General features: G+C 71.0%; 28 protein-coding genes. 21 read left to right on the top strand and 7 right to left on the bottom strand.

The features are described 5' to 3' along the window. Positions 1-17: 17 nt before the first annotated feature. Genes BLR90_RS10080 through sigJ form a run of 5 tightly spaced genes read left to right on the top strand, consistent with a single transcriptional unit; the run spans position 18 to position 3,489 of the window. Complete coding sequence (locus BLR90_RS10080) at positions 18-803, top strand: CoA transferase subunit A (protein WP_091025055.1); 786 nt, start codon at positions 18-20, stop codon at positions 801-803. Next, complete coding sequence (locus BLR90_RS10075; RefSeq protein WP_091025054.1) at positions 800-1,426, top strand: CoA transferase subunit B; 627 nt, start codon at positions 800-802, stop codon at positions 1,424-1,426. The genes BLR90_RS10080 and BLR90_RS10075 overlap by 4 nt, the downstream gene beginning before the upstream one ends. Before the next feature lie 49 nt (positions 1,427-1,475). Next, positions 1,476-1,889, top strand: a complete 414-nt coding sequence (locus BLR90_RS10070) for a hypothetical protein (protein ID WP_091025053.1) — start codon at positions 1,476-1,478, stop codon at positions 1,887-1,889. Continuing rightward, positions 1,886-2,623 carry an SDR family oxidoreductase gene (locus tag BLR90_RS10065; RefSeq protein WP_245715240.1) on the top strand — a complete coding sequence of 246 codons (738 nt, stop codon included), beginning with the start codon at positions 1,886-1,888 and terminating at the stop codon, positions 2,621-2,623. The genes BLR90_RS10070 and BLR90_RS10065 overlap by 4 nt, the downstream gene beginning before the upstream one ends. Further along, positions 2,605-3,489, top strand: coding sequence for an RNA polymerase sigma factor SigJ (sigJ, locus tag BLR90_RS10060; RefSeq protein ID WP_245715239.1), 885 nt, complete (start codon positions 2,605-2,607; stop codon positions 3,487-3,489). Before BLR90_RS10065 ends, sigJ begins: the two co-directional genes overlap by 19 nt. On the opposite strand, the gene BLR90_RS10055 is transcribed toward sigJ, so the two are convergent. Then, positions 3,486-3,710 carry a TfoX/Sxy family protein gene (locus BLR90_RS10055; protein ID WP_091025200.1) on the bottom strand — a complete coding sequence of 75 codons (225 nt, stop codon included), beginning with the start codon at positions 3,708-3,710 and terminating at the stop codon, positions 3,486-3,488. The genes sigJ and BLR90_RS10055 overlap by 4 nt on opposite strands. A 52-nt stretch (positions 3,711-3,762) precedes the next feature. Here BLR90_RS10055 and BLR90_RS10050 point away from each other — a divergent pair, with 52 nt between their 5' ends. From BLR90_RS10050 to BLR90_RS10025, 6 genes are all read left to right on the top strand, one after another. Next, positions 3,763-4,443 carry a VOC family protein gene (locus BLR90_RS10050; RefSeq protein WP_091025052.1) on the top strand — a complete coding sequence of 227 codons (681 nt, stop codon included), beginning with the start codon at positions 3,763-3,765 and terminating at the stop codon, positions 4,441-4,443. A 10-nt stretch (positions 4,444-4,453) separates the two neighbouring features. Beyond that, positions 4,454-4,843 (top strand): YdeI/OmpD-associated family protein, encoded by a 390-nt coding sequence (locus tag BLR90_RS10045; protein WP_091025051.1) that lies wholly within the window; start codon positions 4,454-4,456, stop codon positions 4,841-4,843. Between the two features lie 136 nt (positions 4,844-4,979). Further along, entirely contained in the window at positions 4,980-5,138 is a 159-nt protein-coding gene (gene sp36 / locus BLR90_RS20995; RefSeq protein WP_091025199.1) for a Sp36 family protein, read from the top strand. 3 nt (positions 5,139-5,141) lie between these two features. Beyond that, positions 5,142-5,600 carry a RidA family protein gene (locus BLR90_RS10035; protein WP_091025050.1) on the top strand — a complete coding sequence of 153 codons (459 nt, stop codon included), beginning with the start codon at positions 5,142-5,144 and terminating at the stop codon, positions 5,598-5,600. Between the two features lie 4 nt (positions 5,601-5,604). Beyond that, positions 5,605-6,474, top strand: a complete 870-nt coding sequence (locus tag BLR90_RS10030) for an NUDIX hydrolase (protein ID WP_143016177.1) — start codon at positions 5,605-5,607, stop codon at positions 6,472-6,474. After that, positions 6,471-7,295: an MBL fold metallo-hydrolase gene (locus BLR90_RS10025; protein WP_091025049.1), complete on the top strand. Its 825-nt coding sequence runs from the start codon at positions 6,471-6,473 to the stop codon at positions 7,293-7,295. Before BLR90_RS10030 ends, BLR90_RS10025 begins: the two co-directional genes overlap by 4 nt. Before the next feature lie 17 nt (positions 7,296-7,312). Here the strand turns inward: BLR90_RS10025 and BLR90_RS10020 are convergent, their stop codons facing one another. After that, positions 7,313-7,990, bottom strand: coding sequence for a Crp/Fnr family transcriptional regulator (locus BLR90_RS10020; protein ID WP_091025048.1), 678 nt, complete (start codon positions 7,988-7,990; stop codon positions 7,313-7,315). Positions 7,991-8,198: 208 nt separating this feature from the next. Here BLR90_RS10020 and nth point away from each other — a divergent pair, with 208 nt between their 5' ends. The 4 genes from nth to BLR90_RS10000 are packed head-to-tail and all read left to right on the top strand — an operon-like array spanning position 8,199 to position 11,216. Further along, positions 8,199-8,846 carry an endonuclease III gene (gene nth / locus BLR90_RS10015; RefSeq protein WP_091025197.1) on the top strand — a complete coding sequence of 216 codons (648 nt, stop codon included), beginning with the start codon at positions 8,199-8,201 and terminating at the stop codon, positions 8,844-8,846. Beyond that, the gene (locus tag BLR90_RS10010; RefSeq protein WP_170254240.1) at positions 8,843-9,346 is read left to right on the top strand and encodes a TlpA family protein disulfide reductase; all 504 of its coding nucleotides are present in this window, start codon (positions 8,843-8,845) and stop codon (positions 9,344-9,346) included. Before nth ends, BLR90_RS10010 begins: the two co-directional genes overlap by 4 nt. Next, positions 9,343-10,047, top strand: a complete 705-nt coding sequence (locus BLR90_RS10005; RefSeq protein ID WP_245715238.1) for an NUDIX hydrolase — start codon at positions 9,343-9,345, stop codon at positions 10,045-10,047. Before BLR90_RS10010 ends, BLR90_RS10005 begins: the two co-directional genes overlap by 4 nt. Next, positions 10,044-11,216: a MarP family serine protease gene (locus BLR90_RS10000; protein WP_091025046.1), complete on the top strand. Its 1,173-nt coding sequence runs from the start codon at positions 10,044-10,046 to the stop codon at positions 11,214-11,216. The genes BLR90_RS10005 and BLR90_RS10000 overlap by 4 nt, the downstream gene beginning before the upstream one ends. Positions 11,217-11,275: 59 nt before the next feature. Here the strand turns inward: BLR90_RS10000 and BLR90_RS09995 are convergent, their stop codons facing one another. From BLR90_RS09995 to BLR90_RS09975, 5 genes are all read right to left on the bottom strand, one after another. Further along, positions 11,276-11,695, bottom strand: coding sequence for a phage holin family protein (locus tag BLR90_RS09995; protein ID WP_091025045.1), 420 nt, complete (start codon positions 11,693-11,695; stop codon positions 11,276-11,278). Positions 11,696-11,775: 80 nt separating this feature from the next. Further along, entirely contained in the window at positions 11,776-13,110 is a 1,335-nt protein-coding gene (gene nhaA / locus BLR90_RS09990; protein ID WP_091025044.1) for a Na+/H+ antiporter NhaA, read from the bottom strand. A gap of 155 nt (positions 13,111-13,265) precedes the next feature. Next, positions 13,266-15,257, bottom strand: coding sequence for an acetate--CoA ligase (gene acs, locus BLR90_RS09985; protein WP_091025043.1), 1,992 nt, complete (start codon positions 15,255-15,257; stop codon positions 13,266-13,268). Positions 15,258-15,486: 229 nt separating this feature from the next. After that, entirely contained in the window at positions 15,487-17,121 is a 1,635-nt protein-coding gene (locus BLR90_RS09980; RefSeq protein WP_091025042.1) for a solute symporter family protein, read from the bottom strand. Positions 17,122-17,124: 3 nt separating this feature from the next. After that, on the bottom strand, positions 17,125-17,508 hold the full coding sequence (locus BLR90_RS09975) for a DUF485 domain-containing protein (protein ID WP_091025041.1): 384 nt from the start codon (positions 17,506-17,508) through the stop codon (positions 17,125-17,127). A 374-nt stretch (positions 17,509-17,882) separates the two neighbouring features. Here BLR90_RS09975 and BLR90_RS09970 point away from each other — a divergent pair, with 374 nt between their 5' ends. Genes BLR90_RS09970 through BLR90_RS09945 form a run of 6 tightly spaced genes read left to right on the top strand, consistent with a single transcriptional unit; the run spans position 17,883 to position 26,977 of the window. Then, on the top strand, positions 17,883-19,397 hold the full coding sequence (locus BLR90_RS09970; protein ID WP_091025040.1) for an MFS transporter: 1,515 nt from the start codon (positions 17,883-17,885) through the stop codon (positions 19,395-19,397). Positions 19,398-19,403: 6 nt separating this feature from the next. Further along, positions 19,404-21,467: a molybdopterin oxidoreductase family protein gene (locus BLR90_RS09965; RefSeq protein WP_091025039.1), complete on the top strand. Its 2,064-nt coding sequence runs from the start codon at positions 19,404-19,406 to the stop codon at positions 21,465-21,467. Further along, a complete protein-coding gene (locus tag BLR90_RS09960) occupies positions 21,464-22,894 on the top strand; it encodes an FAD-dependent oxidoreductase (RefSeq protein WP_091025038.1) in 1,431 nt (476 codons plus the stop codon). The genes BLR90_RS09965 and BLR90_RS09960 overlap by 4 nt, the downstream gene beginning before the upstream one ends. 11 nt (positions 22,895-22,905) lie before the next feature. Further along, complete coding sequence (gene nirB, locus BLR90_RS09955; protein WP_091025037.1) at positions 22,906-25,470, top strand: nitrite reductase large subunit NirB; 2,565 nt, start codon at positions 22,906-22,908, stop codon at positions 25,468-25,470. Next, on the top strand, positions 25,467-25,844 hold the full coding sequence (gene nirD / locus BLR90_RS09950; protein ID WP_091025036.1) for a nitrite reductase small subunit NirD: 378 nt from the start codon (positions 25,467-25,469) through the stop codon (positions 25,842-25,844). Before nirB ends, nirD begins: the two co-directional genes overlap by 4 nt. Further along, positions 25,832-26,977: a uroporphyrinogen-III synthase gene (locus BLR90_RS09945; RefSeq protein ID WP_218029357.1), complete on the top strand. Its 1,146-nt coding sequence runs from the start codon at positions 25,832-25,834 to the stop codon at positions 26,975-26,977. Before nirD ends, BLR90_RS09945 begins: the two co-directional genes overlap by 13 nt.

The following is a 26,977-nucleotide window of genomic DNA, read 5'->3' as shown; positions in this document are numbered from 1 at the left end:
CCTGCTTGGATCGGGCCATGGACAAAGTGGTGGCCTCCGCGGCCGAGGCTGTGGCCGATATCCCGTCCGGGGCGATGTTGTCGGTGGGTGGGTTCGGGTTGTGTGGGATCCCGTCGGTGTTGATCGATGCGCTCCTGCAGGTGGGTACGACGGACCTGGAGGCGGTGTCGAACAACTGCGGGGTCGACGACTGGGGGCTGGGGCGGCTGCTGGCGCAGAAGCGGATCCGGCGGATGATCTCCTCCTACGTGGGGGAGAACAAGGAGTTCGCCAGGCAGTACCTCTCGGGTGAGCTGGAGGTGGAGCTGACTCCGCAGGGCACGCTGGCGGAGCGGATGCGGGCGGGTGGGTTCGGGATCCCGGCGTTCTTCACGATCACGGGGGCGGGCACCCAGGTCGCCGATGGTGGGCTGCCGTGGAAGTACGACAGCGAGGGCGCCGTGATCGTGGCCTCGCCGCCGAAGCAGACCCAGACGTTCGAGACCGACCACGGTCCGGCTGAGTTCGTCCTGGAGCACGCGATCACCGCGGACTTCGGGCTGGTGCGGGCCTGGAAGGGCGACCGGCACGGCAACCTCGTCTACCGCGACTCTGCCAGGAACTTCAACCCGCTCGCTGCGATGTGTGGGCGGGTCACGATCGCGGAGGTCGAGGAGCTGGTCGAGCCCGGGGAGATCGACCCCAACCACGTGCACACCCCCGGGGTGTTCGTGCAGCGCGTCGTGGCGCTGACTGCTGAGCAGGCCGCGGACAAGCGGATCGAGAAACGCACCGTGCGGAGCCGCCAGGAGGTCTCACCGTGAGCTGGTCGCGTGAGGAGATGGCTGCCCGGGCGGCCTCGGAGCTGGTCGACGGGTCGTACGTCAACCTCGGGATCGGGCTGCCGACGCTGGTGCCCAACTATGTCGCCGACGACGTCGAGCTGGTGCTGCAGTCGGAGAACGGCATCCTCGGTGTGGGTGCCTACCCCCTGGACGGCGAGGAGGACCCGGACCTGATCAACGCCGGCAAGGAGACCGTCACGCTGCGTCGGGGGGCGTCGTTCTTCGACTCCGCGACGTCGTTCGGGATGATCCGGGGCGGCAAGATCGACGCCGCGATCCTTGGCGCGATGCAGGTCTCCAAGGGCGGTGACATCGCGAACTGGATGATCCCCGGGAAGATGGTCAAGGGCATGGGCGGCGCGATGGACCTGGTCCACGGCGCCAAGCGGGTGATCGTGCTGATGGAGCACGTCGCCAGGGACGGGTCCTTCAAGATCGTCGAGGAGTGCTCGCTGCCCTACACCGGTCGCGGCGTCGTCCAGCGCATCATCACCGACCTCTGCGTCATCGACATCACCCCCGCCGGGCTCACGCTCGTCGAGCTCGCCCCCGATGTCACCGAGGCCGAGGTCCGCGAGAAGACCGAGCCCGAGCTGGTCTAGCGAGGGGCCCCGATGTCACGTCCGGGACGGGCTGTCTCGTCATCAGGGTATGAACACGACGACGCAGACAGCGGCGACCGGCGTGCTCACGGCATCGGCGTCGTACGTCGGTTCGTGGGCCTCGTTCGCACCGCGGTCCTTCTACGACGACTTCCCGGGCTTCAACCGCATGTGGGTCGGGGGTGACGGCCCCTACAACGAGCACCTCGTCCGCGACGTGGGCGGGCTCTACCTCGCCCTCGCCGTCGCCGGCCTCCTCGCCCTGCTCTGGCGCGAGCCACACGTGACGACGCTGCTCGGCGCCGCCTGGGCCGTCTTCTCGGTGCCGCACCTCGGCTACCACGGCCACCACCTCGGGCAGATGGACACGCTCGATGCAGTCGGCAACGTGGTCACCCTCGGTGGGACGCTGGTCCTGGCACTGCTCCTGCTCGTGCCGTCGCGGAAGGAGGCCGGTCGATGAAGCCGATGAGGATCGCCGTGGCTGGTGGGACCGGCGTCGTCGGGCACCACGTCGTCGAGGTCGCCCGGGAGCGCGGGCACCACGTCGTGGTCCTGTCGCGCTCGGAGGGGGTCGACCTGACGACCGGCGCCGGCCTCACCGAGCGTCTCGACGGAGTCGACGCCGTCATCGACACGACCAACCAGGTCTCGCAGAGGCGGGCGGACTCGGAGGCGTTCTTCGGCGGCGTGACGCGCACCCTGCTGAGCGCCGAGGCCGCGGCGGGGGTGCGCCACCATGTCGTGCTCTCCATCGTCGGCATCGACGACGTCGACTCGGGCTACTACGCCGGCAAGCGGCTCCAGGAGCGCATCGCCGCCGAGGGCCCGGTGCCGTGGAGCGTGCTGCGGGCGACCCAGTTCCACGAGTTCGCCGAGCAGGCGCTGGGCTTCGTGCGGGTCGGGCCGTTCTCGCTGGTGCCGCGGATGTTGAGCCAGCCCGTCGCCGCCCGCGAGGTGGGCGAGGCGCTGGTCGACCTGGCGGAGGGTGACCCGGCCGGCCAGGCTCCCGAGCTCGCCGGGCCCGAGCGGCTGCAGATGGTGGACCTCGCGCGCAAGGTCGCCCACGGGCGCCGGGTGGTCCCGGTGCGGGTGCCGGGTGCCGCGGGCAGGGCGATGCGCACGGGCGCGCTGGTGCCGACGGGCGATGGTCCGCGCGGCCGCGTCACGTTCGACGCGTGGCTGGCGGGCCGGTGACCGACCTGCTGGCGGCGGCGTACGACGCGGAGCGGTCAAGGCTGGTCCGCGTCGCCTACGCCATCCTCGGCAGCCATGCCGAGGCCGAGGACGTGGTCGCCGAGTGCTGGCTGCGGCTGGCCGCCGCCGACGAGCGCGAGCCGGTCCGCGACGTCGCGGCCTGGGCCACGGTCACGGTGGCCCGGGCGGCGCTCGACGTGCTCCGTTCGGCGCGCGTGCGCCGTGAGTCGTACGTCGGACCGTGGCTGCCCGAGCCGGTGGTGGTCGTCCCCGACGCCGCTGACCGCGTCAGCCTCGACGACTCGGTGCGCTACGCGCTGCTGGTCGCGCTGGAGCGGCTGACGCCGGCCGAGCGGACCGCGTGGGTCCTGCACGACATCTTCGAGATGCCCTTCGACGACGTCGCGGACGCCGTCGGGCGGACACCGGTCGCGGTGCGCCAGCTCGCCCGTCGGGCGCGGCAGCACGTGGCCGCCGGGACCCCGCGGGTCGCGGTCGACGCCACCACGCACGACCGGGTGGTCGGAGCGTTCCTCGGCGCTGCCGCCGGTGGCGACCTGGCCGGGCTGGTCCGGCTGCTCGACCCGACGGTCGTGCTCACCAGCGACGGTGGCGGTGTCGTGAACGCGGCCCGGCGGCCGGTGCTCGGTCCCGACCGGGTGGCTCGGTTCTTCGCGGGCATCGCCCGCAAGGACGGTCAGGTCGAGATCGTCGAGATCAACGGCCGGACCGGCCTCACCTTCAGCGTCGACGGGCGGCTGCACTCGGTCGTGTCGTTCACGGTCGACGGCGAGCAGATCACCCGCATCGACATCGTGCTCGCGCCGGACAAGCTCAGCGGCGTGCGGTCCGCCCGGACGCCCTAGCCCTTCGGGGGCAGGGACTGTGCGGTGGCGACGCCGCGGCCGACCCAGGCCCCGAGCTGCTCGTCGGTGCGCACGAGCAGACCGCCGTCGTGGCTCGCGCAGACCGCCAGATGGCCACCGAGCAGGAACGCCGGGCCACCGAACATCCGCTTCTCGTCGGCCGGGCCGTGCTCCTGCACCAGCTCGCGGACCCGATCGGCCAGCTGCTCGTCGTACGCCATGAGGAGAGTGTGGCGCACGGCGCCGACAGCGCCGTTCTGGTAGTCATGGCGAATGAGCGCCGCGACCTACAAGGACCTCTGCGTCGACGCCGTCGACGCGGCGCGGCTGGGGCGGTTCTGGTCCGACGTACTGGGGCTGGAGCTGCGGCGGCGCGAGCGCGACGGCATGACGCTGCTCGTGGGGGCCGGCGACCGGCACACGGTATGGGTCAACCAGGTGCCGGAGCCCGTCTCGGTGAAGCAGCGCGTGCACCTGGACGTCCACGCGGCCCGCGTCGACGACGTACTGGCGGCCGGGGCGACCGCCGTCGACCTCGAGTCGTTCTCGTGGAAGGTCCTGCGCGACCCCGAGGGCGGCGAGCTGTGCGTCTTCGAGCGGGAGTCGGTGCCCGACGAGCGGCTGTACGAGGTCGGCGTGGACAGCGCCGACCCCGAGCGGATCGCCACCTGGTGGGCCGATGTCCTCGGCTCGACCGTGGAGCTCGGGACGGACGACTGGGGCGGGAGCTGGGCGGGAGTGCCGGTACCGGGTGCGCCGTTCGGGAGCTTCGTCTTCGTGGCGGTGCCCGAGCCCAAGACGGTCAAGAACCGCATCCACTGGGACGTCGACACCCCTGACCTCGAGCTGCTGGTCGGCGACGGTGCGCGGGTGCTGAGGGCGCCGGACGGCGACATCTCGTGGACGGTGCTCGCGGATCCCGAGGGCAACGAGTTCTGTGCGTTCGAGGAGTGAGGGGTACGACGTGGTGAAAGCAGAGCTGGAGGAGCTGCTGGTGCCCGACACCGCTGGGTGGCGGGCGTGGCTGCTGGAGCACCATGCCGACGTACCCGGCGTGTGGCTGGTGCTGAGCAAGAAGGGCGACACGGTCACCGAGCTGAGCTACCCCCAGGCCGTCGAGGAGGCGGTCTGCTTCGGGTGGATCGACGGGCAGGCCCGGCGCCGAGAGCAGGGCGGCACCTTCATCCGGATGACGCCGCGCGGCCCCCGCAGCAACTGGTCGGTCAGCAACGTCGAGCGGGTCGAGCGCCTCGACGCCGCGGGCCGCATGCACCCCGCCGGCTGGGCCGCCGTCGACGTCGCCAAGACCAACGGCCGCTGGGACAAGGCTGTCGCCGAGCGGGACGCCCGCTGACCCAGCTTGTGGATGAGCCGGGGGAAGTACGGAACGCAATCGACGTGGTTCTGTCGATTCTGGGTCGATTGCGTGCCGTACTTTCCCGGGCTGGGGCCGGAGGGACGCGAGGAAGCCCCCGGGTATGGTGCGAGCCATGACGAAATGGGAGTACCTGACCGCGCCGATCCTCACGCATGCGGCCAAGCAGATCCTGGACAACTTCGGGGCCGACGGCTGGGAGCTGGTGCAGGTCGCGCCCGGCATGAACCCGGAGAACCTCGTCGGCTACTTCAAGCGTCCCGTGGAGGGCTGAGCCATGAGCACCCCCGAGGAGCGGCTGGCCGGGCTGGGGCTCGCGGTGCCCGAGGTCGCGAAGCCGGTGGCGGTCTACGTGCCCGCCGTACGCAGTGGCAACCACGTCTACACCTCGGGGCAGCTCCCGATGCGCTCCGGCGAGCTGATGTTCACGGGCAAGGTGGGCGGCGAGGTCACCGTCGACGAGGCCGTGGAGTGTGCGCGGCAGTGCGCGCTCAACGCGCTGGCCGCGATCAGGGCCGAGGTCGGCGAGCTGAGCGCGGTGAAGCGGGTGGTCAAGGTCGTCGTCTTCGTCGCCTCCACCCCCGACTTCACCGGCCAGCCGGGCGTCGCCAACGGCGTCTCCGAGCTCCTGGGCGAGGTCTTCGGCGACGCCGGCGTCCACGCCCGCTCGGCCGTGGGGGTCACGGCCCTGCCGCTCGACGCCCCGGTCGAGGTCGAACTCCTCGTCGAGCTCTGACCGCGTGAGGATCCCACTGCCGCCGGTCCCGCTGCCGGCTCACCTGCTCGACGTCGCCCGTGAGTACGACGACGGCACCCGGCAGGCGGTCGAGCCGCGCAACGCGGCCACCGTCGTGCTGCTGCGCCCCTCCGACGAGGGCCCCGAGGTCTACCTGATGCGCCGGCAGGTCTCGATGGAGTTCGCCGGCGGCATGTGCGTCTTCCCGGGTGGCGGGGTCGACCCCCGCGACTTCGACACGACCGTGTCCTGGGCCGGGCCCCCCGCGTCCGAGTGGGCGCAGCGCCTCGGCACCGACGAGGAGACCGCCCGCGCGCTGGTGTGCGCGGCCGTGCGCGAGACGTTCGAGGAGTCCGGGGTGCTGCTGGCCGGTACGTCGGAGACCAACGTCGTCGCCGACACCACCGGCGACGACTGGGAGGCCGACCGGCACGCGCTCGAGTCGCGCGACGTGGCGATGACCGAGTTCCTCAACCGGCGCGGGCTGGTGCTGCGCACCGACCTGCTCGGCACCTGGGACGGCTGGCTGACGCCGGTCTTCGAGCCCAAGCGCTACCGCACGTGGTTCTTCGTCGCGCTGCTCCCCGAGGGCCAGCTGACCCGCGACGTCTCGACCGAGTCGTCCTCGGTGCACTGGGTGCCCGCCCGGGTCGCCGCCGACCAGGCCGACCGGGGCGAGCTGGCGATGTTGCCGCCGACGTACCTCACCTGTCTGGAGATCGGCGAGCTCGAGTCGCCCGAGGCGGTCCTGGCGGCCACGCAGGGGCGCTCGGTGGAGATGTTCACGCCCACCGTCGAGGCCCTCGGTGACGGCTTCACGCTGTCGATGCCCGACCGGCTGCGGCCCCTGGTGGCGCAGCGACGCCGCGCATGACCGAGGCGACCGACGGGGCCTGGACCGGCGGGTCCTTCGGTGAGCGCGCGCGGTGCGTCCTGGCCGACAACGCCAACATGATGACCCTCGACGGCACCAACACCTGGGTGCTGCGCGAGCCCGGCGCCCGGCGCTCGGTCGTCATCGACCCCGGCCCGTCGATCCCGGCCCACCTCGACGCGATCGCGGAGGCGGCCGGCGAGGTGGGTGTCGTACTCCTGACCCACCACCACTACGACCACTCCGAGGCCGCCAAGGAGTTCGCCGAGCGGATGGGCTGCGGCGTACGCGCCCTCGACCCCGACTACCGGCTCGGCTCCGAGGGGCTCGGCGACGGCGACGTGGTCTCCGTCGACGGCCTCGAGATCAAGGTCGTGGGTACGCCGGGGCACACGGCCGACTCGCTGTCGTTCCTGCTGCCCGCGGAGGGTGCCGTGCTCACCGGCGACACCGTCCTGGGGCGCGGTACTACGGTCGTCGCCCACCCCGACGGCCAGCTCGGCGCCTACCTCGACTCGCTCGACCGGCTGCACGCGCTCGCCGCCGCCCACGAGGTCGCCTCGATCTGGCCCGGCCACGGACCGGTGATCACCGACGCTCTCGGTGCGCTCGACTTCTACATCGCCCACCGCAAGGAGCGCCTCGGGCAGGTCGAGGCGGCGTTCGCCCAGCTGCGCGACGCCCCGCACCCCGAGGGCATCGCCGAGGACGAGGTCCCTCGGCGGGTCGTCGAGATCGTCTACCAGGACGTCGACCCGGTGCTCTGGGGCGCCGCGGAGCTGTCCGTGCGGGCCCAGCTCGCCTATCTACAGAACCGCTGACGCGTTGCTCGGTGGAGTCAGCGGGCGCGTCGGGCCAGTCGCTCGACGTCCATGATGACCACCGAGCGGGGCTCGAGGCGCAGCCAGCCGCGCGAGGCGAAGTCGGCGAGCGCCTTGTTGACCGTCTCGCGGGAGGCGCCGACCAGCTGGGCGAGCTCCTCCTGCGTGAGGTCGTGGTGGACGTGGACGCCGTCGTCGGCGGTGCGGCCGAAGCGGTCGGCGAGGTCGAGCAGCGCCTTGGCGACGCGGCCGGGGACGTCGGAGAACACCAGGTCGGCGACCACGTCGTTGGCCTTGCGGAGACGGCCGGCGAGCTGGGTCAGCAGGCCGCGAGCGACGACGGGGCGCCCCTCGAGCCAGCGGAGCAGGTCCTCGTGGGACAGCGACGCGAACGTCGTGTCGGTGACCGCCGTGACCGTGGCCGAGCGCGGGCCGGGGTCGAAGAGCGACAGCTCGCCGAACATCTGGCCGGGGCCGAGGATCGCGAGGAGGTTCTCGCGGCCGTCGGAGGACGAGCGGCCGAGCTTCACCTTGCCCTCGAGGACGATGTAGAGCTTGTCGCCGGAGTCTCCCTCGTGGAAGAGCACGTCGCCGCGGCGCAGTCGCGTGTCGGACATGGACGCCCGCAGCGCCGTCGCGGCCTCGTCGTCGAGCGCGCTGAACAGCGGGGCTTGACGGAGTACGTCGTTGTCCACGGATCCTCCTGTTGTGGTGTCGGGTTGATCCTATCCAGTGGCTCATCTCACACGGAAACCCAACCCGCCCGATGACCTGCGAACTTGTCGCCCCGCAGTCGGGTCCGGACGCTGTTTCGGGGGTGTCCCCGCTGCGCCGTAGGCTGTCGGCGTGCCTGCGCCCGAGACCCACACCGGCCTCGTCCGGCGCGCACGCAAGATCGACCGGATGCTCGCCGAGACCTATCCCGACGCCCGCTGCGAGCTCGACTTCGACAACCCGTTCCAGCTCCTGGTCGTCACCGTCCTAAGCGCCCAGACCACCGACCGGCGCGTCAACGCGGTGCGGCCGACTCTCTTCGCCGCCTACCCCACGCCCGCGGCCATGGCCGCCGCCGACCGCGCCCACCTCGAGCAGATCGTCGGGCCCCTGGGCTTCTTCCGGGCCAAGACCGAGTCGCTGCTCAAGCTGAGCGCCGCGCTCGTCGAGCGGTACGACGGTCAGGTGCCCCCGCGGCTGGTCGACCTGGTCACGCTGCCGGGTGTCGGTCGCAAGACGGCCAACGTGGTGCTCGGTGACGCCTTCGGCGTACCCGGCATCACCGTCGACACCCACTTCGGGCGGCTCGCGCGCCGCTTCGGCTGGACCGAGGAGACCGACCCGGTCAAGGTCGAGCACGCCATCGGGGCGCTGTTCCCCAAGCGCGACTGGGTGATGCTCAACCACCACCTGATCTGGCACGGCCGGCGCCGCTGCCACGCCAAGAAGCCCGCCTGCGGCGCCTGCCCGATCGCGCGGCTCTGCCCGTCGTACGGCGAGGGGCCGACCGACCCGGTCGCCGCCGCCGCGCTGGTCAAGACGCAGGGTCCCGCGTGAGGAGGCTGCTCGGCGGGCTCTGTCTCGTGCTGCTGCTCACTGGCTGCACCGAGGACGAGCGCCCCGAGGTCAAGACGCTGCCCGAGGTCACCCTCGTGGGCTTCGACTCCGAGGACGAGGTCGACCTGTCCACGCTCAAGGGGCCGCTCGTCGTCAACCTGTGGGCGTCGTGGTGCGGCCCCTGCCGGCGCGAGCTGCCGATCCTCGAGGCGTTCGAGAAGGAGCACGGCGACCAGGTGGCGATGCTCGGCATCAACCACCTCGAGACGATGCGAGACAAGGCCGAGCAGCTGATCGCCGACAGCGGCGTCACCTACGAGCTGCTGTCCGACGACGAGGGCGAGGTGAGCGACTCCCCGCCGTTCCCGGACATCTTGGGCCTGCCGTTCCTGGCGCTGGTCGACGCCGACGGCGTCGTGGTCCACATGGAGTTCACGGAGATCGAGTCGGTGGCCGAGCTCGAGGAGCTCGTCGAGACCCACCTGGACGTGACCCTGTGACCTCCGACCTCCCCGACTGGCTCGAGCCGGTCGCGATCGGCGCCCGCTCGATCACGGTCCACGAGCTGACCCGCTTCATGCCGCCGGAAGACTCCAACGCCCGCCGCGGCGCGGTCCTGATGCTCTTCGGGGAGGGGCCGCAGGGACCCGACCTGCTGCTCACCGAACGCGCGCACCACATGCGGTCCCACCCGGGCCAGGTCTCGTTCCCGGGCGGCACCATCGACGAGGGCGAGACGCCGCACGACGCCGCGCTGCGCGAGGCACAGGAGGAGACCGGGCTCGACCCGTCCGGCGTCGACGTGTTCGCCGAGCTCCCCGAGCTCTGGCTGCCGCCGAGCAACTTCGCCGTCACCCCGGTCCTCGCCTGGTGGCGCGAGCCGAGTCCGGTGTCGGTGGTGTCACCCGACGAGGTGCACGCCATCTACCGCGTGCCGCTCAGCGAGCTGACCGAGCCGACGCACCGGATCGCCGTACGCCACCCGAGCGGCTGGGTCGGTCCGGGCTTCCTGATCGGCGACGACCGCGACGTGATCCTGTGGGGCTTCACGGCCGGGATCATCTCGCGGCTCTTCCACTTCCTCGACTGGGCCGAGGAGATCGCCGACCCGCCGGTGCACGACCTACCGGCCCACATGCTGCAAGGTGAACCCACCCGCACCGACTTCAAGCCCAACACCCGTTTCGAGGAACGCCGTTGAACGCACTCGACTGGCTGCTCGTGCTGCTGGTGCTCGCCTACGCGCTCTCGGGCTACTGGCAGGGCTTCGTCACCGGGGCGTTCGCCACCACCGGCCTGCTGCTCGGCGGGCTGCTGGGGGTCTGGCTCGCGCCGGTCGCGCTCGGCGAGGCCGAGCCGTCGCTGCTGGTCTCGTTGGGGGCGCTGTTCATCGTGATCCTGTCCGCCTCGCTCGGGCAGGCCGCGATGCAGTACGCCGGCGCGCGGATCCGCGACCGGATCACCTGGCAACCGATCCGGGCGATCGACGCGGTCGGCGGGGCGGCGCTCAGTGCGGTCGCCGTACTCCTGGTCGCCTGGGCCCTCGGTGTCGCGATCTCGGGCTCGCGGATCGGTTCGGTGACCCCGCTCGTCCGCAGCTCCGAGGTGCTCGCGGGTGTCGACCGGGTGCTCCCGCAGTCGGCGTCCAACGTGCTCCAGGCGTTCAACAACGTCGTCGGCACCAGCTTCTTCCCGCGCTACCTCGAGCCGTTCGCCCCCGAGCGCATCGTCGAGGTCGGACCCGGCGACAAGCGGCTGCTCACCGACCCCGACATCACCCGCGCCGAGGCCAGCGTGCTCAAGGTGCTCGGCACCAACGACTGCGGCCGCGGGGTCGAGGGCACCGGCTTCGTCTACGCCCCGGGCCGGCTGATGACCAACGCCCACGTCGTCGCCGGCGTCGACAACCCCGAGGTGGTCGTCGGCGACACCTCGATGGCGGCCCAGGTGGTCGAGTACAACCCGGAGCTCGACATCGCGATCCTCGCGTTCGACACCGGCGACGTGCCGATCCTGGCGTTCAGGGACGCCCAGCCCAAGGACGCCGTCGCGATCCTCGGCTATCCGCAGGACGGGCCGTTCGACATCCAGCCCGGCCGGATCCGTGACGAGCAGCGGCTGCGCTCACCCAACATCTACGGCGAGGGCACGGTCATCCGCGAGGTCTTCTCGCTGCGGGCGCTGGTCCGCCCGGGCAACTCCGGCGGGCCGATCCTCACGTCCAAGGGTGACGTCGCCGGCGTGGTCTTCGCCGCCTCGGTCACCGACAAGGAGACCGGCTACGCGCTCACGGCCGACCAGGTCGCGGAGTCCGCGGCGATCGGGATCACCAACACCGAGAGCGAGTCGACCGGCGACTGCGCCGGCTGAGGTGAATCAGCGGACCGGGAGTACGAGCGCAGCGAGTACTCCCAAGGGAAGTGACGAAGTCACTTTCCCTGGCCCTTCAGGGCGGCGGGGATCTGCTTGCCCTGCCGGATCGCCTTCTCGGGCGCCTTGACCTGCTTGACCTTCTTGATGCCGACGAAGACCAGGCCCCCGGCGAGCAGCAGGTAGAACGCGAAGACGATCAGGAACGCCCAGTGCAGGTCGAGCCCGGAGCCGTTCCAGTGGATCAGGTAGGCGATCGCGACCGAGAGCATGATGACCGCGAGCACCAGCAGGAACCCGGCGGCGGCGAACAGCCCCGCGCCCAGCCCGCCGGCCTTGACGCTGACCTTGAGCTCCGACTTGGCGAGCTCGATCTCCTTCGACAGCAGCGTCGAGATGTCCCGGCTGGCGTCGGCGACGAGACGTCCGATGGTGGGATCGCCCTCAGCGGGCGGTGCCTTGACCGGTTCGGGTGACATGCGCGTTCCTCTGGTCTCGTTGGTCTCGGGTTCCGACCCTACCGAACCCCACCGGCGAACCTCACCAGTGCCGGTCGCGGTCAGGAGGTCTCGTCCCGCTCGAAGACGTCGGGTACCCCGTCTGCGTCCGTGTCACGCTCCTCGAGCTCGCAGATCCGCCGATAGACGCGGTTGCGCATCCTCAGCACCACCGAGGCGAGCACAGCGGCGGTGAGCGAACCGACGAGCACGCCGACCTTGACGTGGTCGGTGGTGGTGCTGCCGTGACCGAAGGCCAGCTCGCCGATCAGCAGCGACACGGTGAAGCCGATGCCCGCGAGCAGCGCCATGCCGAACACGTCGACCCACGACAGGTCGTCGTCGAGGTCGGCCCGGGTGAACGTGGCGAGCAACCAGGTCGACCCGGTGATGCCGACGGTCTTGCCGACCACCAGGCCGAAGACGATGCCGAGGGCAACCGGGTCGCCCAGCGAGTCGGTCAGCCCGCTCAGCCCGCCAACGGTCACGCCGGCGGCGAAGAACGCGAAGACCGGGACCGCGAACCCCGCGGAGATCGGCCGCACCAGGTGCTCGAGGTGCTCGGCCAGGCCCCGGGCGTCCTCTCGCCCGTCGCGCCGGAGCACCGGCACCGTGAACCCCAGGAGCACGCCCGCCACGGTCGCGTGGACGCCGGACTCGTGGACCAGCGCCCAGGCGAGGAGCGCCAGCGGGACCAGCAGCCAGGCGCTGTGGATGCGGCGCTGCACCAGCAGCGCGAACAGCCCAATGGGCACCACCGCCAGCGCGAGGAACAGCAGGTCCAGGTCGCTGGTGTAGAAGATCGCGATGATCGTGATGGCCAGCAGGTCGTCGACGACCGCCAGCGTCAGCAGGAACGTACGCAGCCCCGTCGGCAGGTGGGTGCTGATCACCGCGAGCACCGCCACCGCGAACGCGATGTCGGTGGCGGTGGGGATCGCCCACCCGCGCAGCGAGCCGTCGCCGCCGAGGTTCCACAGCACGAAGATCAGGGCCGGCGCGACCATCCCGCCGACGGCGGCGGCGACCGGTACGGCGGCCCGGCGCGGGTCGCGCAGGTCCCCGGCGACGAACTCCCGCTTGAGCTCGAGCCCGGCCACGAAGAAGAACACCGCCAGTAGCCCGTCGGCCGCCCACGCGCCGAGCGTCAGGTCGAGGTGCAGCGACGACGGGCCGACCCGCTGGTCGCGGATCGACTCGTAGACGTCGCTCCAGGGCGTGTTGGCCCAGATGATCGCGATCGCCGCCCCGGCGATGAGCAGCAGGCCGCCGGTGGTCTCGGCGCGCAGGATCTCCGCCGTACGGGAGTGCTCGAGGAACGTCCCCCGCGCGAACAGCCGCGGCCGGCCGGCCGGTCGGTCGGGAGGGGTCTGGGGTGCGGGGCTCGCGGGGCTCACAAAGAGGCTCCTGGCAGGGGTCGGCGGAATCGTTGCCGACCAGACTTCCCGGCGCACCTGGTGCCCACCCTACCCATCGCGAGTCGGCTCTTGTGCACGCCCAGAAACGCCGAGTCGGCGCGAACAACGTGCGTTCGCGCCGACTCGGCAGGTGGTCAGGCCTCGTCGCCGGCGGCGGAGCCTTCCTTCTTGGAGATCAGGTCCATCACGGTGGAGTCGGCGAGGGTGGTGACGTCGCCGACCTCGCGGTGCTCGGCGATGTCCTTAAGCAGGCGGCGCATGATCTTGCCCGAGCGGGTCTTGGGGAGCTCGGGGACGACCATGATCTGGCGCGGCTTGGCGATCGCACCGATCTCCTTCTGCACGTGGCGGCGCAGCTCCTCGACGATGTCCTCGCCGCCGTCGCCGGCGGAGTCACGCAGGATCACGAACGCGCAGACGGCCTGGCCGGTGGTCTCGTCGGCGGCGCCCACCACGGCCGCCTCGGCGACCTTCGGGTGGGACACCAGGGCCGACTCGATCTCGGTGGTGGACAGCCGGTGGCCGGAGACGTTCATGACGTCGTCGACGCGGCCGAGCAGCCAGATGTCGCCGTCGTCGTCCTTCTTGGCCCCGTCGCCGGCGAAGTAGAAGCCCTGCTTCTTGAACCGCGACCAGTAGGTGTCCTTGAACCGCTCGTCGTCGCCCCACAGGGTGCGCAGCATCGCGGGCCAGGGCTGCTTGAGGACGAGGTAGCCGCCGGAGCCGTTGGGCACCGACTCGCCATCGTCGTTGACGACGTCGGCCTCGACCCCCGGCATCGGCGTCATCGCCGAGCCCGGCTTGCCGGCGGTGACGCCCGGCAGCGGCGAGATCATGATCTGGCCGGTCTCGGTCTGCCACCAGGTGTCGACGATCGGGCAGCGGTCGCCGCCGATGACCTCGCGGTACCACATGTAGGCCTCGGGGTTGATCGACTCACCGACCGAGCCCAGCAGCCGCAGCGACGACAGGTCGAAGCCGTCGGGGATCTCGCGCCCTTGCTTCATGAACGTCCGGATCGCCGTGGGGGCGGTGTAGAAGATCGTGACCTTGTAGTCCTGGATGATCTCCCACCAGCGGCCCTTGTGCGGCGCGTCCGGTGTGCCCTCGTACATCACCTGGGTGGCGCCGTTGGCAAGCGGCCCGTAGACCATGTAGGAGTGGCCGGTCACCCAGCCGACGTCGGCGGTGCACCAGTAGACGTCCGTCTCGGGCTTGAGGTCGAAGACGGCGTTGTGCGTGTACGACGTACCGACGAGGTAGCCGCCCGTTGTGTGCAGGATGCCCTTCGGCTTGCCGGTGGTGCCCGAGGTGTACATGACGTAGAGCGGGTGCTCGGCGTCGAACGCCTCGGCCTCGTGCTCGGCGGACGCCGAGTCGACGACGTCGTGCCACCACACATCGACGCCGTCGTCCCACCCGTTCTCGCCCAGGTCCTGGCCGGTGCGGCGTACGACGAGCACGTGCTCGACGTCGAAGCCCTCGCCTGCGGCCTTGGCCCTGGCCTCGTCGACGGCGGGCTTGAGGCCCGAGGCGGCGCCGCGGCGGTAGCCGCCGTCGGAGGTGATGACCACCTTGGCCTCGCAGTCGACCAGCCGTGAGGCGAGCGCGTCGGAGGAGAAGCCGCCGAACACCACGGTGTGCGGTGCGCCGATGCGGGCACAGGCCAGCATCGCGACGACCGTCTCGGGGATCATCGGCATGTAGATCGCGACCCGGTCGCCGGCCTGGACCCCGAGCGAGAGCAGGGCGTTGGCTGCCCGGCAGACCTCGTCCTTGAGGTCGGAGTAGGTGATCGTGCGCTTGTCGTCGGCCGGCTCACCCACCCAGTGGATCGCCACCTTGTCGCCGTTGCCGGCCTCGACATGGCGGTCGACGCAGTTGTGGGCGGCGTTGAGCTTGCCGCCGACGAACCACTTGGCGAACGGGGGGTCGTCCCAGTCGAGGACGCGGTCCCACTTCTGGCTCCAGTCAAGGCGCTCGGCGGCCTCGGCCCAGAACCCGTCGCGGTCCGCGGCGGCCCGGTCGTAGGCCTCGGCGGTGACGTTGGCCGAGGCCGCCAGGTCCGCGGGCGGCTCGAACGAACGGTCCTCGCGCGACAGGTTGGACAGGGTCTCTTCGCTCACTTCTCACTCCTGGCTTAGTGGAGTGACTTCGTCACTCCATTGGGAGTACTCGCTTCGGTCGTACATCCCGGTGGTGGAGGACTTCGTCCTCCATTGGGAGTACTCGCTTCGGTCGTACATCCCGGTGCTTGGGTGGCTCTCGCCACCCTAGGACGCCCGTGGCCGGGTGTCTCTCCCCGATGGAGAGAGCACCCGACCACGGCAATGGAACTACTCCGTCAGTCCACGATCAGTGCACGATCGCCTTCTCGGACCCGGCACCCGTGAGGGCGCGGACCTCGAGCTCGGTGAACTTCTCCTCCGACTCCGGCTCGCGACGGCTGATGGTGCCGAGGAAGCCGAACAGGAAGCCGAGCGGGATCGAGACCAGGCCGGGGTTCTCCAGCGGGAACCACGAGATGTCGATGCTGGTCGGCAGCAGAGACAGGTTCTTGCCCGTGACCGGGTCCAGGCCCTTGCCGGACATGACCGGCGAGAAGAACACCAGGCCGAGGGACGAGATCAGGCCGCCGTAGATGCTCCAGGTGGCGCCGCGGGTGTTGAAGCGCCGCCAGAACATGTTGTAGACGATCGCCGGCAGGTTCGCCGAGGCCGCGACCGCGAACGCCAACGCCACCAGGAACGCGATGTTGAGGTTCTGGGCCGGGATGGCCAGCAACGTCGCGATGGTGCCGATGGTGATCGCCGCGATCCGGGTGACCCGGATCTCCTGGGCCTCGGTGGCGGTGCCCTTCTTGATCACGTTGTTGTAGATGTCGTGCGCCACGGACGCCGACGACGTGAGGGTCAGTCCGGCCACCACCGCGAGGATGGTGGCGAAGGCGACCGCCGCGATCAGTGCGAGCAGGATCGCGCCTCCGGTGGAGCCGGCCCCGCCGCCGACGGACTCCGCCAGCAGTGGGGAGGCCAGGTTGCCCTTGCTGATGGCCACCTGCTCTGCCTCGTCACCCTTCAGCAGGGCCGCGGCACCGAAGCCGAGGACCAGCGTGAACAGGTAGAAGACGCCGATCAGGCCGATCGCCCACAGCACCGACTTCCGCGCGTCGCGAGACGTGGGGACGGTGTAGAAGCGGATCAGGATGTGCGGCAGGCCCGCCGTACCGAGGACCAGCGCGAGCCCGAGCGACACGAAGTCCATCTTGCTCGTGAGGTCGACGCCGTAGCGCAGACCCGGCTCGAGGAACGCCTGGCCCTTGCCGGTGTTGGAGCTGGCGGCGCCGAGGAGCTCGGAGAGGTTGAAGTTGAACTTCACGAGCACCAGTACGACGATCAGCGCCGAGCCGGCCATGAGCAGCACGGCCTTGACGATCTGGACCCAGGTGGTGCCCTTCATGCCGCCGACGGCGACGTAGAAGATCATCAGCAGTCCGACGCCGAAGATGGTGAGGTTCTTGATGGCCTGGCTCTCCACGTCGAGCAGGAGCGCGACGAGCGAGCCGGCGCCGACCATCTGGGCGAGCAGGTAGAAGATCGACACCGCGACCGTCGAGGTCGCCGCGGCCATCCGCACCGGCTTCTGCTTCATCCGGTACGCGAGCTGGTCGGCCATCGTGTAGCGGCCGGAGTTGCGCAGCATCTCCGCGACCAGCAGCAGCGCCACCAGCCAGGCGACGAGGAAGCCGATCGAGTAGAGGAAGCCGTCGTAGCCGTAGAGCGCGATGGCACCCGAGATGCCGAGGAACGAGGCGGCCGACATGTAGTCGCCGCCGATGGCCAGGCCGTTCTGGAAGCCGGAGAAGCTGCGGCCTCCGGCGTAGAAGTCGTCACTGCCGGAGGTCTGGCGGCTGGCCCAGAACGTGATGCCGACGGTCAGGGCGACGATCGACAGGAAGAGGCCGGTGGTGATCAGCTGGTCTTGGTCCATGGGTCAGTGCCTCTTTCCGTGCTCGTCGATCACGGTGGCGTCGTACTCCTCGTTGAGGCGGCGCGCCAGCGGGTCGAGCTTGGCGGTGGAGAACCGGCTGTAGAGCCAGGCCAGTCCGAACGTCGTCACGAACTGCAGCAGCCCGAAGATCAGGGCGACGTTGATGTTGCCGACGACCTGGGTGTTCATGAACGAGGTCGCCCAGTTCGACATCAGGACGTAGAGGAGATACCAGGTCAGGAACGCGATGGTCGCCGGGAAGACGAACCCCCGGTACAGCTTGCGCAGCTCGGCGAACTCTGGCGTCGCCGCCAGCCGGTCGTAGACCGGGTCGTGACGCTCGGCGTGGTCATGGGCGTGATGTGTGGGCGTGACCTCTGGTGGCACCGGAGACTCCTTCCGTGAGGGGTGTGATCGCCGTCACCGTAGGAGTGACCGGGCTCACGGCGAGAGGGGTGCGCGAGGTCGCTGCGGTCAGCGGGAGCGCGTCTGCGCCGAGCGGTCGGTCCCGTACGACCAACGGTCGTCGTTGACGGGCCCCTCGCCAGGAGTGCGAGCGCAGCCTTGCGGGAGTACGAGCGAAGCGAGTACTCCCAATGGCAGGACGCAGTCCTGCCACTACTCCCCATGGAGCGACGAAGTCGCTGCACGGACTGTTAGGCCGTGAGGACAAGTTGACCTTCAGGTTGCGCCGGGCGGTCCGCCGGTGAAACCTGCGCTGCCTTTAGTGGGGGCATCCGAACCCCCACAGGAGCGCGATCATGACCATGACCAGCACCTCACAGGCTGAGCAGACACCCGAGAGCACGGCGGTCCACGCCCGCCGTACCGGCCGTTGGATCGACGACTGGAGGCCCGAGGAGCCCGAGTTCTGGGCCGAGACCGGGCAGCAGGTCGCGCGCCGCAACCTGATCTGGTCGATCTTCGCCGAGCACCTCGGCTTCTCGGTCTGGCTGATCTGGAGCGTCTCCTCGGCGTTCCTGCTGTCGGTGGGCTTCTCGTACTCGCCGCAGCAGCTGTTCCTGCTCGTCGCCCTGCCCAACCTGGTCGGCTCGCTGCTGCGGCTGCCCTACACGCTCGCGGTGCCGAAGTTCGGCGGCCGCAACTGGACGATGGTGAGCGCGGCCCTGCTGCTGGTCCCGACGCTCGGGTTCGCGTACGCCGTGCAGAACCCGCAGACGCCGTTCTGGGTGTTCTGCCTGATCGCCGCGACCGCCGGCCTCGGTGGCGGCAACTTCGCCAGCTCGATGGCCAACATCAACTTCTTCTACCCCGCGGCCAAGAAGGGCACCGCCCTCGGCCTCAACGCGGCCGGCGGCAACCTCGGCGTCTCGCTGATCCAGTTCTTCCTGCCGGTCATCGTCGGTGGTGCGGGCATCTTCGGCCTGGTCAAGGCGGGGGAGGGCGGCATCAACCTGGAGCGCGCCGCCTGGGTCTACGCCGGTCTCGCGGTCGTTGCCACGCTGGCGGCGTACTTCTTCATGGACAACCTCGGCACCGCGATCTCCAAGCCGCGCGAGCAGCTCCAGGTCGTCAAGAAGCCCCAGACCTGGATCATGGCGTTCCTCTACATCGGCACCTTCGGCTCGTTCATCGGCTACTCCGCCGCCATGCCGCTGCTGATCAAGCTCAACTTCTGGGTGCCGGAGCCGGCGCCGCTCGGCACCGGCATCTACTTCGCCTACTTCGCGTTCCTCGGCGCCCTCGTCGGGTCGGTGACGCGTCCCGTCGGCGGCTGGCTGGCCGACAAGTACGGCGGCGCCAAGGTCACGCTTGCTGCCTTCGGCGCGATGGTCTTCTTCACCCTGGCGGTGCTCTGGACGCTGATGCAGCTCACGCCCAACCCCACCAAGGACCCGACGATCGCCACCGACAACCAGTCGTGGTTCCCGTTCTTCCTCGCCTTCTTCCTGTGCGTCTTCGCCGCGACCGGCATCGGCAACGGCTCGACCTACAAGATGATCCCGGCGATCTGGCGCCACGAGGCCGAGCGGGATACGACGCCCGGCACCGCGGAGCGCGCCACTGCGCTCCTGGCCGCCAACAAGCAGGCCTCGGCCGCGATCGGCGTCATCGGCGCGGTCGGTGCCATCGGCGGCTTCCTGATCCCGATCGCGTTCAGCGCGCCGTGGGTCGACGACCCGATGTCGGCCACCAAGGGCGCCTTCGTCGTCTTCACCGCGTTCTACGTCGTGTGCGCGGCCGTCACCTGGTTCGTCTACCTGCGCAAGCCCGCCACGGTGAAGGCCACGAGCCTTGCCGGGGTCGGCATCTAGGGCCGCATGACCAAGACCCACTGCCCCTACTGCAGCCTCCAGTGCGGGATGACTCTGGCGCCTTTGAGTCCGAGTCGTCGCACTGGCAACCAGGTGGAGGTGCAGGCGTGGCCGGAGTTCCCCGTCAACGAGGGAGCGCTGTGCCGCAAGGGCTGGACCGCCACGGGGCTGCGGGGGAGCCGGGAGCGGCTCACCACGCCGCTGGTGCGCGACCGTGCCACCGGTGAGCTGCGCTCGGCGGGCTGGGACGAGGCGCTCGACCTGGTCGCCGGCAGGCTGGCCGCGCTGCGGGCCGAGCGCGGCCCCGACTCGGTGGCGGTCTTCGGTGGCGGTGGGCTCACGAACGAGAAGGCCTACCAGCTGGGCAAGCTCGCCCGGGTCGCGCTGGGCACCTCGCAGATCGACTACAACGGGCGCTGGTGCATGTCGTCGGCCGCCTCGGCCGGCAACCAGGCGTTCGGGATCGACCGGGGGCTGCCGTTCCCGCTCGCCGACGTCGAGCAGACCGACGTACTGGTGCTGGTGGGGTCGAACCTCGCCGAGACCATGCCTCCGGCGGCGCGTCACCTCGACCGGCTGCGCGAGCGCGGCGGCCACGTCGTCGTCATCGACCCGCGGCTCACCTCGACCGGCGAGCGCGCCGACACGTTCCTCCAGCCGGTGCCCGGCACCGACCTGGCGCTGGCGCTCGGGCTGCTCCACCTGCTGGTGGCGATGGGCGCCGTCGACGAGGAGTACGTCGGGGCGCGCACCACCGGCTTCGACGACGTACGCCGCTCGGTCGCCGCCTGGTGGCCCGAGCGGGTCGAGCGTGTGACCGGTGTCCCGGTCACCGACCTGCACGCCACCGCCCGGCTGCTCGCCGGTGCGGACAAGGTGATGGTGCTGACCGCCCGCGGCGCCGAGCAGCACAGCCAGGGCACCGACACCGTGCTCGCCTGGATCAACGTGGCGCTCGCGCTGGGGATGCCGGGCAAGGCGTTCAGCGGGTACGGCTGCCTCACCGGCCAGGGCAACGGCCAGGGCGGGCGCGAGCACGGCCAGAAGGCCGACCAGCTGCCCGGCTACCGGATGATCGACGACCCCGCCGCCCGCGAGCACGTCGCGCGGGTGTGGGGCGTCGCGCCGGAGACGCTGCCCGGCAAGGGCCGCTCGGCCTACGAGCTGCTCGAGTCGCTCGGTGTCGAGGACGGCCCGCGGGCGCTGCTGGTGTTTGGCAGCAACATCGTGGTCTCGGCGCCCAACGCCACCCATGTCACCGACCGGCTGGAGTCGCTCGACCTGCTCGTCGTCGCCGACATGGTGATGTCGGAGACCGCGGCCATGGCTGACGTCGTACTACCCGTGACCCAGTGGGCCGAGGAGACCGGCACCATGACCAACCTCGAGGGCCGCGTGATCCTGCGCGAGCGCGCCGTCGCCCCGCCCGAGGGCGTCCGCAGCGACCTCGAGGTGATGGCCGGCCTGGCGTCGCGGCTCGGCTCGCCGGTGCCGTTCTCGACCGAGCCGGAGGAGATCTTCGCCGAGCTCGGCCGCGCGTCAGCCGGCGGCAAGGCCGACTACGCCGGCATCGACTACGACCGGATCCGTCGTGAGCACGGCGTCTTCTGGCCCTGTCCGACCCCGGAGCACGCCGGTACGCCGCGGATGTTCGGCGACACCTTCGCCACGCCCGACGGCCGCGCCCGCTGCCTTCCCGTCGAGCACCGCGGGGCCGCCGAGGTGCCGTGCGACGACTACCCCGTGCACCTGACCACCGGGAGGGTGCTGGCGCAGTACCAGTCCGGCGCCCAGACCCGGCGGATCAAGGAGCTGCCCGACGAGGGTGCGTTCGTCGAGCTGCACCCGATGCTGGCCGACCGGGTCGGCGCGCACGACGGCGACCTGGTCGTCGTCACGACCCGACGCGGCGAGCTGAAGGCGCCGGCCCGGGTCGTCACCACGATCCGCCCCGACACCGTCTTCGTGCCCTTCCACTGGGTCGGCGCCAACCGGCTCACCAACGACGCGCTCGACCCGTCCAGCCGGATGCCGGAGTTCAAGGTCTGCGCCGCGGCGGTGCGGACATGAGCGCCCCGCAGCGGATCGTCGTCGTCGGCAACGGCATGGCCGCCACCCGGCTGGTCGAGGAGCTGGTCGCGCGCGGGGCCGGTGGAGCGACGAAGTCGCTCCACGTGCTGGGTGACGAGTCGCACGCCCCCTACAACCGGATCCTGCTGTCCGCCCTGCTCGAGGGCACGCACCGCCGCGACGCCCTCACGCTCCGCTCGCCCGAGTGGTACGCCGAGCACGGCGTGGACCTGCGCCTCGGCGCGCGGGTGCTGGGGGTCGACCGGACGCACCGCGACGTGATGATCGTCGACGGCACGGTGCTGCCCTACGACCGCCTGGTGCTCGCCACCGGGAGCATCCCCAGCCTGCCGCCGATCCGCGGCCTGGTCCGCCTCGACGGCCGGCTCCACGAGCGGGTGCACGCCTTCCGTTCGCTCGACGACTGCACCCGCCTGATGGACGCCGTGCAGCACTCGCGGCGCGCGGTCATCGTCGGCGGCGGACTGCTCGGCCTCCAGGTCGCGCGGGCGCTGAGCGTGCGCGGCCTCGAGACCGAGATCGTGGAGGGCGGCGAGCACCTGCTGCGCAGCCAGGTCGGCAACCCCGCCGGCCAGGTGCTCGCCCGCGGCCTGCGCCGGCTCGGCACGACGGTCTACACCGGCGCCCGCGCCGTACGCCTCACGGACAACGAGGACGGCTCCGTCGGCCTCCGCCTCGACAACGGCTTCACCCTCGACACCGACCTGGTGGTGCTGACCGCCGGCGGCCGCCCGTCGACCGCCCTCGCCCGCGGCGCCGGCCTCGAGGTCAACCGCGGCATCGTCGTCGATGACCACCTCGCCTCGGTGACCGACCCCGACATCCACGCCATCGGCGACTGCGCCGAGCACGGCGGCCGCACGACGGGCTTCGTCCCGCCTGCGTGGGAGCAGGCGACGCTGCTGGCCCGCCGCCTGCTGGGGGAGGACGTCAGCTACCAGGGCAGCCGCAGCGTCGCCCGGCTGCGCGCCACCGGCCTGGACGTCGCGGTCCTCGGCGACCCCGAGCGTGCGGCGCGCGAGGGCGGCGAGGTGGTCGAGGTGACCAACCCCGTCGTCGGCTCGCACCGCAAGCTCGTCGTCCGCGACGGCATCATCGTCGCCGCGACGCTCGTCGGCGACCTGTCGCGGATCGGCCTGATCACGCAGTACTACGACCGCGGCATCCGCCTCTCCGGCACGGAGCCGGGCGCCCTGCTCATGGGCGACCGCCAGGCGCCGCCCACCCGGCTCCCCGAGGACGCCGAGATCTGCGCCTGCGCCGGCGTCAGCGCCGGCCGCATCCGCGCCTGCGCCTCCCTCGAGGAGGTCCGCGAGACCACCCGCGCCACCACCGGCTGCGGCGGCTGCGCGTCCGCCGTACGCCAGCTGCTCGACACCCGACCCGCCCTGTCCGGCACGTCCTGAAGGAGAACCAGATGTCCCCCAAGACCAGGAAGACGCTCGTCGTCGCCGGCCACGGCATGGTCGGCCACCGCTTCGTGCAGGCGGCGATCGAGCGCGGGCTGACCGAGACCTACGACGTGATCGTGGTCGGCGAGGAGTCGCGGGCGGCGTACGACCGGGTCGCCCTCACCTCGTTCTTCGAGGTGGGCGCCGACGAGCTGTCGCTGCTGCCCGGCGGCCAGTACGACGACCCCCGGGTGCGGCTGGTGCTCGACACCGCCGTCGAGGGCTTCGACCCTGAGACGCGGACCGTGCTGCTCGCGGGTGGCGAGGTGATCTCTTACGACGAGCTGGTGCTGGCCACCGGTGCCTCGCCGTTCGTGCCGCCGGTGCCCGGCCACGACCTGCCGGGCTGCTTCGTCTACCGCACCATCGACGACCTCGAGGCGATCCGCGAGGCCGCGGCCGGCGCCCGGGTCGGTGTCGTGATCGGCGGGGGCCTGCTGGGCCTCGAGGCGGCGAACGCCCTTGCCCAGCTGGGTCTCGAGACCCACGTGGTCGAGATGGCGCCGCGTCTGATGGCGGTCCAGGTCGACGCCGCGGGCGGCGCCACGCTGGCCCGCCACATCGAGAAGCTCGGCCTGAAGGTCCACACCGGCGCCATGACCAGCGAGGTCGTCGAGAAGGACGGCCGCGTCGGCGCCCTGGCGCTGAAGGACGAGGAGCCGATCCCGGCCGAGGTCGTGGTCTTCTCGGCCGGCATCCGGCCGCGCGACACCCTGGCCCGCGAGGCCGGTCTGGACCTCGCGGAGCGCGGTGGCGTGCTCGTCGACGAGCGCTGCCGGACCTCCGACCCCCACGTCTGGGCGATCGGTGAGTGCGCGGCCCCGGGCGGCCGGATGTACGGCCTGGTCGCGCCCGGCTACGCCATGGCGGAGGTCGTCGTCGACGCGCTGCTCGGTGGCCCCGGTGAGTTCACCGGCGCCGACATGTCCACCAAGCTCAAGCTGCTCGGCGTCGACGTCGCCTCCTTCGGCGACGCCCACGCGACCACGGTGGGCGCGCTGGAGCTGGTGTTCGCCGACGCGGTGGCGGGCCACTACAAGAAGCTGGTCGTCCTAGAAAATGAAGCCGGGGACGGCACCGTACTCATCGGCGGCGTCCTCGTCGGCGACGCGTCGGCGTACGGCGTGCTCCGGCCGATGGTGGCCAGCGGCATCGAGCTGCCGGCCAACCCCGAGGACCTGATCCTCCCCGCGAGCCGCGGCGTGCCGGAGATCGGGCTGCCCGACGAGGCGGTCGTCTGCTCCTGCAACAACGTCACCAAGGCCACGATCCTCGAGCACGTGTCGCGGGAGGAAACGCCCTGCACCGACGCCACCTGTGTGACCAAGTGCTCCGGCGCCGGAAGCACCTGCGGATCCTGCAAGGCAGGCGTGAAGAAGATCGTCGAGGACCACTTCGCGTCGGTCGGCAAGGTCGTGGACCGCAGCCTCTGCGAGCACTTCCCGCTGACCCGCCAGGAGCTCTTCGACGTCATCGCGGTGCACGGCTACACGCGCTTCGACGACGTCGTCGAGGGCCACGGCCGGGGACGCGGCTGCGATATCTGCAAGCCGACAGTCGCCTCGATCCTGGCCAGCCAGCTCAACGGGCACGTGCTCGACGCGGCGGCCCGGACCCTGCAGGACACCAACGACGCCTACCTCGCCAACATCCAGCGCAACGGCACCTACTCCGTCGTACCCCGGATCCCCGGCGGTGAGATCACGCCCGAGAAGCTGATCGTGATCGGTGAGGTGGCCCGCGACTTCGACCTCTACACCAAGATCACCGGTGGCCAGCGGATCGACCTGTTCGGCTCCCGGATGGAGCAGCTGCCGCAGATCTGGCAGCGCCTGGTCGACGCCGGCTTCGAGTCCGGCCACGCGTACGGCAAGTCGCTGCGCACCGTGAAGTCGTGCGTGGGCTCGACGTGGTGCCGGTACGGCGTGCAGGACTCGGTGGGCCTCGCGATCGCGCTCGAGCTGCGCTACCGCGGGCTCCGCTCGCCGCACAAGCTCAAGGGTGGCGTCAGTGGCTGCGCCCGCGAGTGTGCCGAGGCGCGGTCGAAGGACTTCGGCGTGATCGCGACCGAGAAGGGCTGGAACCTCTTCGTCGCCGGCAACGGCGGTGCCGCGCCGGTGCACGCCCGGCTGCTCGCGGGGGACCTCGACACCGAGACCCTGGTCCGCTACCTCGACCGGTTCCTTATGTACTACATCCGCACCGCCGACCGCCTCCAGCGCACCGCACCCTGGGTGGACAGCCTCGAGGGCGGGTTGGAGCGGGTCCGCGAGGTCGTGGTCGACGACGTGCTGGGCCTGGGCAGCGAGCTCGAGGCGGCGATGGCGAGCCACGTCGAGGGCTACTTCGACGAGTGGGCGGCCACGCTGGAGGACCCCGACAAGCTCGCCCGCTTCGTCTCCTTCGTCAACGCTCCCGACACCCCCGACCCGCACATCACGTTCCGTGAGGAGCGCGACCAGGCGGTGCCCGGCGACTCGGCAGGTCCGGTCTCGCTCGGAGCGAGCATCCCCGTGGGAGCTCCGCAGTGACCGCCTCGGCGGAGCCGGACAGCCGGGTGACCACTGTGGTGTGCCGGCTCACCGACATCGAGGTCGAGGGAGGCGTCGCGGCGCTCGTCGTGGGCGAGGCCGTGGCCGTCTTCCGGACCTACGACGACCACGTGTTCGCGTTGTCCAACTACGATCCTTGTTCACGGGCCTCGGTGCTGGCTCGTGGCATCGTCGGGACGCGGGACGTCGACGGGACCCAGGTCCCGTTCGTGGCCTCGCCGATGCACAAGCAGGCCTTCGACCTGCGCACCGGGCAGTGCCTCGACGACGCGGCGGTGCAGGTCCCGACGTACGACGTCCGGGTGGGCGACGACGGCATGGTGCTGGTGGGAGGTAGGACATCGAGCTCGTAGATACGGACGCCTCGACCGGGCCGACGCCTCTGTCCCTGACCGGCTACCGGATCGGGGTCACCGCTGCGCGCAAGGTCGAGGAGCAGGTCCAGCTCTTCGAGCGGCGTGGTGCCACCGTGGTCTGGGCGCCGGCGCTGTCCCTGGAGCCCAACCAGGTCGACGACGCCTCGCTGCGCGCGGCCACCGACGAGGTACTGAGCCGGCCGATCGACCTCTTCCTGGCCACCACCGGCATCGGCATGAAGGCGTGGTTCAACGCGGCCGAGCAGTGGGGGATGCTCGACCAGCTCCTCGCGGCCCTCGGCTCGGCGGAGATCCTGGCCCGCGGCCCCAAGAGCGTGGGCGCGCTGCGCAGACGCGGCCTGCGCGAGCTGTGGGCACCGGAGTCCGAGGAGTTCGAAGACGTGCTCGAGCACCTGCGCGGCCGGGACCTGGCCGGCCAGCGGATCGTCGTACAGGAGCACGGTCAGTCGCTGTCGATGGTCGCCCACGCGTTGCGCCGCCGCGGGGCCGACGTGACCACCGTGACCGTCTACCGGGTGGCGAGCGCCGACGACCCCGAGCCGATGTTCCACCTGATCGACGAGATCGCCGACCGCGCCCTGCACGCGGTCACCTTCACGTCCGCGCCCGCCGTCGCCGCCCTGATGGAGGCGGCCGGCTCCACGGGACGTCGTGAGGAGGTCGTCGGCGCCTTCCAGGCCGACGTCATCGCGTCGTGCGTCGGCCCGGTGACCGCGGCGGCGTTCGAGATGTGGGGGGTGCCGTCGATCTACCCCGACCGGTCCCGGCTGGTCGCGATGGTCAAGCAGCTCGAGACCGAGCTGCCCTCGCGGGCCACCGGGCACTCCTTCGAGGTGGCCGGCCACACCCTGCTGCTCCACGGCGACGAGGTGCTGCTCGACGGCGTCGAGGTCAAGCTCTCGCCGGCCCCGTTCGCGGTGCTCCAGGCGCTGCTGGTCAACCCTGGTCACGTCGTCTCGCGCCGCGAGCTGTTGTCCTACCTGCCGTCGGGGATCGCCGGCTCCGAGCACGCCGTCGAGATGGCCGTGGCCCGGCTGCGCGCCGCGATCGGCACCCGGATGATCCAGACCGTGGTCAAGCGCGGCTACCGGTTGGCGGTCTCGCAGTGA

This window comes from Nocardioides szechwanensis (genome assembly GCF_900103935.1).
GTDB lineage: Bacteria > Actinomycetota > Actinomycetes > Propionibacteriales > Nocardioidaceae > Nocardioides > Nocardioides szechwanensis.
Note: the sequence above shows the minus strand (reverse complement) of the source record. Positions and strands in the feature narration are given on the sequence as shown.